The 13,688-nt window shown below is 62.4% G+C and carries 9 protein-coding genes; 5 read left to right on the top strand and 4 right to left on the bottom strand.

Annotated elements, in window-relative coordinates:
* Positions 1-71: 71 nt before the first annotated feature.
* Both ACRHIG_RS30530 and ACRHIG_RS30525 read left to right on the top strand, forming a co-directional pair.
* On the top strand, positions 72-851 hold the full coding sequence (locus ACRHIG_RS30530) for a class II glutamine amidotransferase (protein ID WP_489628925.1): 780 nt from the start codon (positions 72-74) through the stop codon (positions 849-851).
* A 137-nt stretch (positions 852-988) separates the two neighbouring features.
* The gene (locus ACRHIG_RS30525; protein ID WP_034784728.1) at positions 989-2,269 is read left to right on the top strand and encodes an EAL and HDOD domain-containing protein; all 1,281 of its coding nucleotides are present in this window, start codon (positions 989-991) and stop codon (positions 2,267-2,269) included.
* A gap of 102 nt (positions 2,270-2,371) precedes the next feature.
* On the opposite strand, the gene ACRHIG_RS30520 is transcribed toward ACRHIG_RS30525, so the two are convergent.
* Both ACRHIG_RS30520 and metH read right to left on the bottom strand, forming a co-directional pair.
* Entirely contained in the window at positions 2,372-2,743 is a 372-nt protein-coding gene (locus tag ACRHIG_RS30520) for an SPW repeat protein (protein ID WP_489628924.1), read from the bottom strand.
* A 113-nt stretch (positions 2,744-2,856) separates the two neighbouring features.
* A complete protein-coding gene (gene metH, locus ACRHIG_RS30515; RefSeq protein WP_489628923.1) occupies positions 2,857-6,651 on the bottom strand; it encodes a methionine synthase in 3,795 nt (1,264 codons plus the stop codon).
* 641 nt (positions 6,652-7,292) lie between these two features.
* Here metH and ACRHIG_RS30510 point away from each other — a divergent pair.
* Positions 7,293-9,767: a hypothetical protein gene (locus ACRHIG_RS30510; RefSeq protein ID WP_489628922.1), complete on the top strand. Its 2,475-nt coding sequence runs from the start codon at positions 7,293-7,295 to the stop codon at positions 9,765-9,767.
* 87 nt (positions 9,768-9,854) lie between these two features.
* Here the strand turns inward: ACRHIG_RS30510 and fmt are convergent, their stop codons facing one another.
* Entirely contained in the window at positions 9,855-10,811 is a 957-nt protein-coding gene (gene fmt, locus ACRHIG_RS30505; protein WP_475416773.1) for a methionyl-tRNA formyltransferase, read from the bottom strand.
* A 94-nt stretch (positions 10,812-10,905) separates the two neighbouring features.
* A complete protein-coding gene (gene def / locus ACRHIG_RS30500; protein WP_099665527.1) occupies positions 10,906-11,448 on the bottom strand; it encodes a peptide deformylase in 543 nt (180 codons plus the stop codon).
* Between the two features lie 306 nt (positions 11,449-11,754).
* Between def and dprA the strand changes: the two genes are divergently transcribed.
* Positions 11,755-12,858: a DNA-processing protein DprA gene (gene dprA / locus ACRHIG_RS30495; RefSeq protein WP_489628921.1), complete on the top strand. Its 1,104-nt coding sequence runs from the start codon at positions 11,755-11,757 to the stop codon at positions 12,856-12,858.
* Positions 12,859-12,952: 94 nt separating this feature from the next.
* Entirely contained in the window at positions 12,953-13,417 is a 465-nt protein-coding gene (locus ACRHIG_RS30490; protein ID WP_070222738.1) for a Smg family protein, read from the top strand.
* The last annotated feature ends 271 nt before the right edge of the window (positions 13,418-13,688 follow it).

The raw sequence follows: 13,688 nt of genomic DNA, 5'->3' as shown, positions 1-13,688 counted from the left end.
GGCGATCGCCGCCATACCAATCCGCCTGGCGGCGTGGTATGGTGGCCGTGTTATCCCGCTGCAAACAGACCATGTGCCAACTTCTCGGAATGAATTGCAATGTCCCTACGGACATTGTCTTTAGTTTTACCGGCTTCGCCATGCGCGGCGGCCATACCGATACCCACCATGACGGCTGGGGCATCGCCTTTTTCGAGGGCGCCGGCGTGCGCCATTTCGTCGACCACCAGGCGGCCATCGCCTCGCCCGTGGCCGAACTGATCAAACGCTATCCCATCAAGTCGCGCAATGTCATCGCGCACATCCGCAAGGCCACGCAAGGCCAGGTGGCGCTGGAAAACTGCCACCCCTTCGTGCGCGAACTGTGGGGCCGCTACTGGGTCTTTGCCCATAATGGCGACTTGAAGGAGTTCCATCCCGTGCTGACGGGCAGCTACCGCCCCGTCGGCTGCACGGACAGCGAGCTGGCCTTCTGCTACCTGCTGCAGGAATTGCACGCGCGCTTTGGCGATGCTCCGCCGGCCTTGCCGCAACTGCATGCCGCCCTGGCGGAGCTGTTGCCCGGCATCGCGGCCCACGGCACGTTCAACATGATGCTGTCGAGCGGCGAGGCGCTGTTTGCCCATTGCTCGACCAGCTTGCACTATCTGGTGCGACAACATCCGTTTCCAACTGCTAAACTCTCCGATGAAGACCTGAGCGTGGACTTTTCCCAGGTGACGACGCCGCAGGACCGCGTGGCCGTGATCGTTACCCAGCCGCTGACGACGAATGAGCAATGGACGGCGTTTGCGCCGGGCGAATTGAAATTATTTGTCGACGGGGTGGTGCAAGACACGCCAGCGGCCTAATTTGTTGACGACAATACGCTGGATTGCTGCCAAAATACCCACAGCGCGGGCGAAATTCAGCTAAAGTATTGTCAATAGTGAACCTTGATGCGGGCGCCGCGCGGCCGGTGTCACTCGACGTGATTGATGAAGAGTTAATGATCGATATTTCCAGCAACGACATCACCCCGAAACCCTTGCGCGTGCGCGAGTTCTATCTGGGGCGACAACCTATCCTCGACCGCAACCAGGCCCTGTTCGGCTATGAGTTGCTATTCCGCAACGCTCCGGTCGGCCCCGCCAACATTACCAGCGACCTGTCCGCCACGGCATCCGTGATCGCTCACGCTTCCCAGCTGGGCATGGAAAAGGTCATCGGCGACGCGCTCGGCTTCGTCAACGTCGATGCCGACGTGATCATGAGCGACATCTTCGTCTTCCTGCCGCGTGAAAAAGTGGTGTTGGAAATCGTCGAATCGATGCCCGTCACGCCGGAAGTGCGCGCACGCATCAGCGAACTGGTGGGCCATGGCTTTACCTTCGCGCTGGAAAACGTCGTCTCCGATACGTCGCAAGTGCAGGAGCTGTTGCCGCTGGTGCAATACGTCAAGATGGACATGAGCACGGTCGACCCGAAAGTGCTGGCAGCGCTGGCGCCCCGTTTCAAGCAGGAAAACAAGAAACTGGTGGCGGAAAAGGTCGAGACGCGCGAAGAATTCAAGTCGGGCCTGGACCTGGGCTTCGATTATTTCCAAGGTTATTACTTTGCCAAGCCCGCCATCATGACGGGCAAGAAGCTGTCGCCGTCGCAACTGGCCGTCATGGAACTGATGACACTGGTGACGTCCGATGCCGACAACATGGATATCGAGCGCGCCATCAAGCGCGACGTCTCGCTGGCCCTGAATCTGTTGCGTTTGGTTAATACGCCGGCCGTGGGCGCGCGCCAGCGCATCGATTCGCTGAGCCAGGCCGTGACCGTGCTGGGCCGCCGCCAGTTGCAGCGCTGGCTGCAAATCATGCTGTACGCGGAGCCAAGCAAGCGCGGCCATAGTATGACGCCGCTGCTGATGCTGGCCACCACGCGGGGCCGCCTGCTCGAATTGCTCGCGCATAAACTGCGCCCGAACCATGCCCATTCGGCCGATATCGCCTTTACGGTCGGTATCATGTCCCTGATGGATACCCTGTTCGGCGTGCCGATGTCGGAAATCCTCAGCCAGATCGAAGTCATCGACGAAGTGGCCGAAGCGCTGCTGTCGCGCGAAGGCTTCTACGGCGACCTGCTGCGCCTGGCCGAATGCATTGAGCGCATCGAAGACATGGAAGGCGAGATCGTGCCGACCTTGCGCGACCTGGCCATGTCGCCGGACGACCTGGTGGAGCTGGAAATGGCCGCCTATGAATGGAGCGATAACGTTGTCAGGTATGCGCTGTAGGTCGGATTAGCGCGGCCGTCAGGCCACGCGTAATCCGACAACATTGTTGGCGCGTTCTTCAAAAGCCCTGCACGGCATCGCCGTGACAGGGCTTTTACGCCGCTACGCGGCGGCGCCGGGCCAGTGCTTGTGCAGCTCGGGGTCGGTGCGCAATTCCCACAGGGCCAGCACGACGACGGCGATACCGACAATCAGCTCGTTCCACATGACGACGCGCTGATCGGCCAGCCGCAGTACCCATGGCGAAACGGCGACCCAGACGCCCACCAGCAGGTTGACGACGACGGCCCAGAAATAGGTCTTGTACAGGTCGAAGGCGGCCAGTGCGGCGATCACCAGGCCGGAGACAAAGGCGTTGATCATCTGCGGCGAGCCTTCGGGATAGGAAAAGGCCCAGGGCGAGACGAGCAGCCACAGGCCCAGCAACAGGATCACCTGGTCCTGCCAGCGTTTCAGTTTGAAGTTGGTTGCCATATTACCTCCTTGCCAGTTGGGGAACGGGCCGGAGCGGGCATGCAGCATGCCGGCCGGCATACTGCGTTAGTGCGCTGCGGCGCGCGAAAAGTTCCGCGCGCCTTGTGCTTATATTATGACAGATTGGGTGCCAGCCAGCGCTCCACGTCCTCGATGCTGGCGCCACGGCGCTTGGCCATGTCTTCCACCTGGTCCATGCCGATCTTGCCGACGACGAAGTATTTCGACTCCGGGTGGGCGAAATAGAAGCCGGAGACGGCCGCGCCGGGGAACATGGCATACGATTCCGTCAGCTGCATGCCGATTTCCTCGGCCTGCATGACTTCGAACATCTCTTTCTTGACGGTATGCTCGGGGCAGGCCGGGTAGCCTGGCGCCGGGCGGATGCCGACATATTCCTCGGCGATCATGTCGTCGTTGCTCAAGTGCTCATCGGGCACGTAGCCCCACAAATCCTTGCGCACGCGCTCGTGCAGGTATTCGGCAAACGCCTCGGCCAGGCGGTCGGCCAGCGACTTCAACATGATGGACGAGTAATCGTCGTGCGCATCCTCGAAGCGTTTTTCATACTTTTCGATGCCCAGGCCGGACGTCACGGCAAACATGCCGATGTAATCCTTCACGCCCGATGCCTTCGGCGCAATGAAGTCGGCCAGGCACTGGTTCGGACGCTGTACGCCGTCGACCACGGGTTTGACGCCTTGCTGGCGCATGCCGTAGTAGGTGAACGCCACGCTACTGCGCGTATCGTCCGTGTACACCTCGATATCGTCGTCATTCACGCTGTTCGCCGGCAGCAGGGACACGACGCCGTTGGCCGTCAGCCAGCGCCCGTCGATGAGTTTTTTCAGCAAGGCCTGGCCTTCCGCGTATACCTTGGTGGCCGCGTCGCCCACCACTTCATCCGTCAGGATGGCGGGGAAGGGGCCGGCCAGGTCCCAGGTCTGGAAGAACGGACCCCAGTCGATGTAGTTGGCCAGGGTGGCCAGGTCGACATTTTTAAACACGCGGCGGCCGATGAACTTCGGTTTCACGGGCGTGCAGGCGCCGTCGAACGGCACGACCATCTTGTTGGCGCGCGCCTGCGCCAGCGGCAATATGGGCAGGGCCTTCTTGTTGGCGTGCTGCTCGCGGATGCGCGCGTAGTCGAGTTCGATGTCTTCCACGTATTTGTCGCGCTGTTCCGGCGTCAGCAGCGATTGCGCCACGGACACGGAACGCGAAGCGTCCGGCACGTAGATGACGGGGCCTTCGTAGTTGTGCGCGATTTTCACGGCCGTGTGGGCGCGGCTGGTGGTGGCGCCGCCGATCAGCAGGGGAATCTTGAGCATGCGGAAATGTTCGTCGCGCTGCATTTCCTTGGCGACATACGCCATTTCTTCCAGCGACGGCGTGATCAGGCCCGACAGGCCGATGATGTCCGCGTTTTCCACCTTGGCGCGCGCGAGGATTTCCGAGCACGGCACCATCACGCCCATGTTCACCACTTCGAAGTTATTGCATTGCAAGACTACCGTGACGATATTCTTGCCGATGTCATGCACGTCGCCTTTCACGGTCGCCATGATGATCTTGCCCTTCGGTTTGGCGACGATGCCCGTACGCTGTTCTTCCAGCAGCTTTTCTTCCTCGATGAACGGAATCAGGTGGGCCACGGCCTGCTTCATCACGCGCGCCGATTTCACCACTTGCGGCAGGAACATCTTGCCTTGGCCAAACAGATCACCGACCACGTCCATGCCGGCCATCAGCGGCCCCTCGATCACGTGGATGGGGCGCCCGCCATTGTGCAGCAGCTGCTGGCGCGCTTCTTCCGTGTCTTCCACGATGAATTGCGTGATGCCGTGCACCAGCGCGTGCGACAGGCGTTCCTGTACCGTGCCTTCGCGCCAGGCCAGGGTTTGCGCCTCGGCCTTGCCGCCCGCCTTCAGGGTGCCGGCAAATTCGATCATGCGCTCGGTCGAGTCTTCGCGGCGGTTCAGTACCACGTCTTCCACGCGTTCACGCAATTCCGGGTCCAGGTTGTCGTACACGCCCACCATGCCGGCGTTGACGATGCCCATGGTCATGCCGGCCTTGATGGCGTGGTACAGGAAGACGGTATGGATGGCTTCGCGGGCGGGATCGTTGCCGCGGAAACTGAACGACACATTCGACACGCCGCCCGAGATCTTCGCGTACGGCAAGTTTTCCTTGATCCAGCGCGTGGCATTGATGAAATCGACGGCGTAGTTGTTGTGCTCCTCGATGCCGGTCGCGACGGCAAAGATGTTCGGGTCGAAAATGATGTCTTCCGGCGGGAAGTCCAGCGCATCGATCAACAAGTGATATGCGCGGGCGCAGATCTCGATCTTGCGCTCGAAGGTGTCGGCTTGCCCTTTTTCATCGAATGCCATGACGATGACGGCCGCGCCGTAGCGGCGGCACAGCTTTGCCTGGCGCAGGAATTCTTCCTCGCCTTCCTTCATGGAAATGGAATTGACGATGGCCTTGCCCTGCACGCATTTCAGGCCCGCTTCGATGACCGACCATTTCGACGAGTCGACCATGATGGGCACGCGCGAAATATCGGGTTCCGAGGCGATCAGGTTCAGGAAACGCGTCATGGCGGCCAGCGAGTCGAGCATCGCCTCGTCCATGTTGATGTCGATCACTTGCGCGCCGTTTTCCACTTGCTGGCGCGCCACGGACAGCGCCTCGTCGTATTGCTCGTTGAGAATCATGCGCGCGAACGCCTTCGAGCCCGTGACGTTGGTGCGCTCGCCCACGTTGACGAACAGCGATTCGTCGTTGACGACGAACGGTTCCAGGCCGGCCAGGCGCAAGTCGTGCGACGGGGCCGGCACGGTGCGCGGGGTGTTTTTCGACAGCAACTCGCCGATGGCGGCGATGTGCTCGGGCGTGGTGCCGCAGCAGCCGCCCGCCATGTTCAGGAAGCCCGCGTCGGCAAATTCGCGCAGCAGGGCGGACGTGTCGGCTGGCAACTCGTCGAAGCCCGTGTCGCTCATGGGATTGGGCAAGCCCGCGTTCGGGTAGATGCAGACGAAGGTGTCGGCGATCTTGGCCAGCTCTTCCGCGTACGGGCGCATCAGGGCGGCGCCCAGCGCGCAGTTCAGGCCGATGGTCAGCGGTTTCGCGTGGCGCACGGAATTCCAGAAGGCGGGCACGGTCTGGCCCGACAGGATACGGCCCGAAGCGTCAGTGACGGTGCCGGAAATCATCAAAGGCAGGCGCACGACGTGCGGATTCTGCTCGTAGTACAGGTCGATGGCGAACAGCGCCGCCTTGCAGTTCAAGGTATCGAAGATGGTTTCCACCAGCAGCACGTCGGCGCCGCCTTCCACCAGCCCCTGCGTCTGCTGCAGGTAGGCGGCCACCAGCTGGTCGAAACTGACGTTGCGCGCGGCCGGGTCGTTCACGTCGGGCGAGATCGATGCCGTCTTCGGCGTGGGGCCCAGGGCGCCGGCGACGAAGCGCGGCTTGTCCGGCGTGGAATATTTGTCGCAGGCGGCGCGCGCCAGTTTTGCCGCCTGGACGTTCATTTCATAGGCCAGGTGGGCCATATGGTAATCGTCTTGCGCGATCGTCGTGGCGCCGAAGGTATTCGTTTCGATCAGGTCGGCGCCGGCCGCCAGGTAACGCTCGTGGATTTCCTGGATGATGTGCGGCTGGGTCAGGGTCAGCAGCTCATTGTTGCCTTTGACAAACAGTTCGCGCGCCCCGCTGTCGGCCGGCGCGGCGAAATCGATGAAGCGGCCGGCGGGACCGCCACGGTAGGCTTCTTCGTCGAGCTTGTATTGCTGGATGATCGTGCCCATGGCGCCGTCGAGGATCATGATCCGCTGCGCCAGGATGGCGCGCAAGGTGGCTTCGGTCGGGGACATGGCGGGGATCACGGTATCGTTCATTTCATGCTTTCAATAGGCAAACGGGCGGCGGCGCGGCGACAGGACTGTACGGGGGCGGTTGCGGGCCAGCAGGATCAGCTGACGGAGAGTGCCGGCCGGGTAGGGCAGGCAGAAGGTGGCAATCGCCTGATTTCACCGGGTCTAAAATTATACGGCATCAGGCTGCTTTGGTTTTAAGCAAAAGCGGCCGTTCGTCCCACGGCAGGCCTTCTTGCAACACATCGCCTTGCACCGCACCGCCTGCTGAAAATTACATTCCTGAAAATCTTACTCAAAACGTTAATTCTTCCACCAAAATTGGCAGGAAGGCATGACGTCTAGGCTGTGGAAAAATTTCCACATTATTTGTGCCGGCTCAAGAAATTTTTAATGAATTGAATGGCAATAGCTGCAAAGGAAAATAATTTTGATTTAAGACAATACAGAGTGGCGCGGATAATTCCCAAAATAAAGCTTTTCAAACAGATATCTTAATTATTATCAAAACCAATTGAATCAAAAGCATTAATAGTTGTCTTTAGGAATCGAATTAACCCATAATATTGGTTCTTCGAAACTAAATTCTCACCAAAAGTCACCAATATGTCACATTTCTCTCGTGTCCTCCCCGGCATCGCGCTGCACCAACATGGTTGCCAGCCATGAAAAACCATCTGCTTGTGGCATTGTTTGTCGTGCTGGGCCTGTCCGCTTGCGGCGGGGGAGGCGGTGGCGGTGGCGATACGGTGGTGGCGACCACGTCGGGCAATCCTGCCGTGATTCCTGCCGTGACGGCCGTCTCGGCGGCGAACGTCGCCGTGGGCGGCAGCCTGGTGGTGACGGGCACGAATCTGAGCCGTGTGACGGCCTTCCAGGTCGGCGGCGTGACGGTCGCCAGCAGTGCCGTCAGCGACACCAGCGCGACCCTGGTCATGCCGGGCGTACCCGTCACGGGCGCCTTGAGCCTGGTCAGCGCCGGCGGCACGGCCGCCACCAGCTATAACGTGAACGTGTACCTGCCGCTGAGCGTGAGCAGCGTCGCGCCGGCGACGGGCGGCGTCGGTTCCAGCGTGACGCTCACGGGCGGCGGCATGGGCGCCGTGACGGCGGTGCAGTTCGGTAATGGCGCGGTGGCAACGCCGCAAAGCCAGACGGCCGGCAGCGTGACGGTGCTGGTGCCTGCGGGCGCGGCAACGGGGCCGCTGACGGTGCGCGGTCCGTACAACGACGTCATCAGCAGCGACACGTACACGCTCCTGGCCAGCGTGGCGGTGACGTCAATCACGTCGGCCGTCAACGGCGCGACCTTGTCGGTGACGCTGCAGGGCAGCAATCTCGACCAGGTCAGCGCGGCGACGGTGGGCAGTACGCCAGCCGTCATCGTCAGCGCCAGCGCCAGCCAGTTGCTGCTGTCCGCGCCAGCGTCGGCAACGGGCAGCGTGATGCTGTCGGCCGCTTCGCGCATCGCCGTGAATGCGGGCACGGTGTCGGCCTTTACTTTGGGCAGCATTGATTTCGCGCAGGTACTGAACCTGAACGCCAGCGATGCAGCCTTGCGCCTGACGCGCGGCAAGTCGGCCGCCGTGCGCGTGTCCGTGCTGGCCATGCAAGCAGGCCAGGCCAGCCCGGCCGTGGTCTTGAATGCGACGGCCGCCAATGGCAGCAACCTGGGCAGCATCAGCATGAGCGGTCCATCGGTCTTGCCGACGGCGAAAAGCGATTACAGTTTCAACGGCAACTTCAGCGCCGTCCTGCCGTCAGCCTGGATCTTGCCCGGCGTGCGCGTGCGCGTGACGGCCGTGGGCAATGACGGTACGCAAGTGAGCCAGGAAGCGGCGCCCGTCGTGGCCAGCGCGGCGAAAATCCACCTGGTGCTGGTACCGCTGAGCACCGACGATGGCGTGGCACAACTGCCGGACGCCGAGGTGATCCGCACCGCGCTGACCCGCGTCTATCCGTATGCGGCGGAAAATATCAGCATCACCACGCGCGCCCCGCTGAGCGTGCCGGGCAGCAGCACGGCCGACAGCTGGTGGAGCACGACCCTGGAAACCCTGAACGGCAAGCGCGCCCAGGAAGATAGCGGCGCCTATTATTATGGCTTCGTGCCGAAAATGTCCTCCACGCGTGCCGCCGGCCTGGCCTACGTCAACCCGACTGGCAGCAACAACGCTTTCACGGCGGCCATCGGCCTCGATGCCAGGTTCAACAGCATTGCCTCCGTCGATCCGTTCGGCAACAGCTGGCCTGAATGGCTGACTACGCTTGTGCATGAGCTGGGCCACAATCATTCGCTCAAGCACGTCGCCTGCGGCGGCCCGACTGGTGCGGTCACCGACTATCCGTATGCGAATGGCGACCTGGGCCCGCAACCGCTGTACAACAGCAGCTATGCGGGCACCATCGGCCAGTTGAGCAAGGCAGTCTATGGCAGCACGCCGATGAAAGACGTGATGAGCTATTGCAGCGGCGCCTGGTTCTCCGACTACAGCTATGTGCGGGTGCAGCAATTCCTGGAAAGCCGCAGCACGCAGGTGACGGGCAGCAATGTGCTGGCCGCCAGCATGTCCGTGGCCGAGAATGGCTATCTGACCATTTCCGGCCGCATCACGCCGGCTGGCGTGGGGCTGCGTCCTGCCGTGGCCTCGTCGGTGCGCACTGGCGCCGCCAGCGGCAGCGGCCATGCGTATACCTTGCGCGTGTTGACGGCGTCGGGACAGACTATCGACTTGCCCTTCGATGGCGTCTCCGTGGCCGACCATGGCGGCAACGCCATGAGCCATTTCCGCGTCAGCTTCGCCAATCCGGGCGACATCAGCGACGTGCAAGTGCTGCAAAATGGCAAGGCTTTGGCCAAGCTGGAGCGCCCGGCGCGCCGCAGCAGGGCCGCAGCCAACGATGCCACGTTCGATGCGGTACAAAGCGGCGGCAAGCTGGCGCTGGTCTGGAATGCCGAAGCGGAACCCTACGCCGCCGTGCTGCACGTGGCCGTCGATGGCCGCAAGACGGTGGTCGCCAGTGACTTGACGGGTGGCAAAGCCAGCGTCGACGTGAGCGCCTTGCCGGCCGGTGGCCGCTTCGAGGTCAGCCTGTCGTCGTCCGTCGGAGGACGTTTGATGAAGGTGCAGCGCCGCTAAACCAGGGGGCTGGATGCAACAAGGGCTTGCCGCGGCAAGCCCTTTTTTATGGCCGTCAACATGACGGCACGGTGCGCTCAAGCGAAACTATGCGAAACGCTTGCCTTCCAGCGGGAAGCCCTTGATGAACTCGGCCGCGGGCAGGCGCTTGCCGCCCGGTTTTTGCAGTTCCGTCAGGCGCAGCGAGCCATTGCCGCAAGCCACGACGATGCCGTGCTGGGCGTCGGCCGCCAGCACCTGGCCCGGCGCTTCCTTGCTGTCCGCGTCGAGCACCTCGGCGGTCCAGATCTTGATGGTGGTGCCATCGACCTGGCCGCAGGCGCCGGGGAACGGATTGAAGGCGCGGATCTTCAGGCCCAGTTCCAGCGCCGGCTGGCTGAAATCGAGCGCCGCTTCTTCCTTGGCGATCTTTGCCGCATAGGTGACGCCCGCTTCCGGCTGCGGCACGGCTTCCAGCGGCTGCTGCTGCATCTTGCGCAGGGTCTCGACGATCATCTTGCCGCCCAGTTTGGCCAATTTGTCGTGCAGGGTGGCGGTGGAGTCGCCCGCTTCGATGGGGGTGCGCTCGATGGCCAGCATGGGGCCCGTATCGAGGCCTTCTTCCATCTGCATGATGGTCACGCCCGTTTCATCATCGCCGGCCTCGATGGCGCGGTGGATGGGCGCGGCGCCGCGCCAGCGCGGCAGCAATGAACCGTGGATATTGATGCAGGGCTTGATGTCGAGCGTGCTGCGCGGCAAGATCAAGCCGTAGGCCGCCACCACCATCACGTCGTAGTCGGTGGCCAGCAGGCGTTCGTGGGCCGCCTTTGCCTCGGCGGCGCGCTGCGGGTCCTTGCTGTCCATGCGCAAGGACAGCGGCTGCAGCACGTCGATGCCATGCTGCTGCGCGTACTGCTTGACGGCCGAGGCGTGCAGCTGCATGCCGCGTCCGGCAGGGCGGTCGGGCTGGGTCAGCACCAGCGGAATCTCGAATCCCGCTTCGTGCAAGTCTTTCAGGGCCGTGGCGGCGAATTCAGGCGTGCCTGCGAAGATCACTTTCATAGCGTTCCTTGACGTGAGGTGCGCAGGCCCGGGCCGGAGGCGCCAGGCTGGCGTGGTGTTACGGTCAGTCTATCAGCAGTACTGCAAAAGCGGCTTAGAAACGGCGATTTTGTGCGCGCAGGCTCGCTTCGCGCTCGAGGCCACGGATTTCCTTGATCATCTTGGTCTTGATGCGGTTGCGTTTGAGCGGCGACAGGTATTCGACGAATACCTTGCCCAGCAAGTGATCCATCTCATGCTGGATGCAGACGGCCAGCAAGCCATCGGCTTCCAGCTCGAACTGCTTGCCGTGGCGGTCCAGGGCGCGCACCTTGATGCGGGCCGGGCGCTCGACGCCATCGTAGACGCCGGGCACGGACAGACAGCCTTCGTCGTAGACCTGCTTTTCTTCGCTGGCCCAGGTGATTTCCGGGTTGATGAACACTTGCAGCTGGTTTTTCTCTTCGGTGATGTCGATCACCATCATCTGGATATGCGCGTCCACTTGCGATGCGGCCAGACCGACGCCAGGCGCGTCGTACATGGTTTCGGCCATGTCATCGATCAGGGTTTGCAGGCGCGCGTCGAACTCGGTGACGGGCTTGGCGATCGTGTGCAGACGAGGATCGGGGTAACGCAGGATATTTAATATGGACATACGGATTCGACTGGTTAAGGTGGGCGCCGGTGCGCCGGATTATTCATGCCTGGGCCATGCGGACGATGGCAGGGCTATTTTATTTTTGAGTACGCTACGGTTGGGCGCGTGTGGCGCAACGGCGCGGCAGATGCGTTTGCCAGTGCGCTATTCGTTTGCTGCAAAGGGAAATTTTATCACAGACGCCCATGGCCCTGTGGACGGCGGGCCGTTTTGCGGCGCCATTGCACGCATCCTTGCGCGCGTCGGTATCGCGTGCGCGCCATGGCGCTAGCATGGGATGGCACAGTACACAACGAGGTTGTCATGCATGCAATCGCAACGACGGCGGACCCGGCCATGGAACTGGCGGGCTGGCTGCGCCTGCAGCATCTGCCCGGCGTGGGCCCGGTGGCGGCGCGCGCCTTGCTGGCCCGCTTCGGCTTGCCGCCGCAAATCTTTGCCGCGCCGTTCGACATCCTGCGCGAGGTAGTGCCGGCCGGCGTGGCGCGCGCCATCGTGCAGCCGCCCAAGCCGGTGGCCAACAGCCAGCTGGCGCTTACCCTGCAGTGGCTGCAACTGCCTGGCAATGCCGTGCTGACCCTGGCCGATGCCGCCTATCCGCCCCTGCTGCTGGAAATCGCCGATCCGCCGCTGTTGTTATATGTGCGGGGGCGGGCGGAACTGCTGTCGCGTCCCGGCGTGGCCATCATCGGCAGCCGCAATGCCAGCGCGCAAGGCATGCAGAATGCGGCCGCCTTTGCCCACGCGCTGAGCATGGCGGGCCTGACCATCATATCCGGGCTGGCGCTCGGTATCGACACGCACGCGCACGAGGGCGGCTTGCGCGGCGCGGGCGGCACCGTCGCCGTGATCGGCACGGGCGCCGATTTGGTGTATCCACGACGCAACCTTGATCTGGCGCAAAGAATTGCCGAACAAGGCTGCATCGTCAGTGAATACGCGCTGGGCTTGCCCGCCATGCCGGGGAACTTTCCGCGCCGTAACCGCCTGATCAGCGGCCTGGCGCGCGGCGTGCTGGTGATCGAGGCGGCGGCCCAGTCGGGTTCCCTGATCACGGCACGCCTGGCCGGCGAACAGGGACGCGACGTGTATGCCTTGCCCGGTTCCATCCATGCGACTTTGGCCAAGGGATGCCATGCACTCATCAAGCAGGGCGCCAAGCTGGTCGAATCGGCCGATGACGTGCTGCAGGAGCTGCAATGGCTGGGCGGCGTCCCCAGCGTGCAGGCCGCGGTGGAAGACGAACCGCCGCTGCTGGCCACGCTGGGCCACGACCCGCACGATGCCGATACCCTGGCCGCGCGCAGCGGCCTGGCCATGGGTGAACTGATGGGGCAATTGCTGGCGCTGGAGCTGGCGGGCCGGGTCGAACGCTTGCCGGGAGGACTGTTTCAACGCTGCAAATGACAGCTTGTCACTTGTGTGGCGGCCTTGCCGCACGGGGGCGCTTTGTCTGCGCGCACCCTTGTGTCTTAGCGAGCTTAGCTGCTAGAGTAGAGCCATGTTCGATATCCTGGTGTACCTCTACGAGACTTACTATCGCCCCGATGCCTGCCCCGAGCCGGCCGTCCTGGCGCGCAAACTGTCGGCCGTCGGTTTCGACGACGTGGAGATTTCCGAAGCGCTCGTGTGGCTGACGGACTTGAACGCCATGGCAGGCGCCGAGCAAACCCTGACGGCCAGCTCCACGGGCACGCGTTTCTATGTGCAGCAGGAAAGCGACGTGCTGGGCACGGCCGCCATCGGTTTCATCCAGTTCCTGGAAAGCGCCAAGGTGCTCTCGCCGCTGCAGCGCGAAATCGTCATCGAACGGGCGCTGGCGCTCGACGAGGCGCCCGTCTCGCTGGGCAAGCTGAAAGTCATCGTGCTGATGCTGTTATGGAGCCAGGGCAAGGAACCGGACGCCTTGATGTTCGACGACTTGTTTGTCGACGACGAAGATCTCCCGCCGCGCTTGCTGCACTAGTCGATAAACGCCCCTGGCCGCACCTGGCGCCGCTGCCGCGCCATCCCCTTTAAGATGCACTGCACCGGCGCGCACGCCGGCCCATTGTGTTTGCGCTGGCGCATTCTTGCTTGCAGATAACTTGCCGAATTCTTCAATAGGCGCTTATCATTGGCCGCTTGACAAGACCACAAGTCACAAGGCCTTGCGCAGACAAAAGCGTCGGCGCCTGGCAATGCACTGTATGATGCGCATGCTGAAACTATCCTAGAGCATTTTTCGAGACCAAAAA

The sequence above is a fragment of the Janthinobacterium sp. C22 genome, from assembly GCF_057919405.1.
This window is presented reverse-complemented; position numbering and strand designations above follow the sequence as displayed.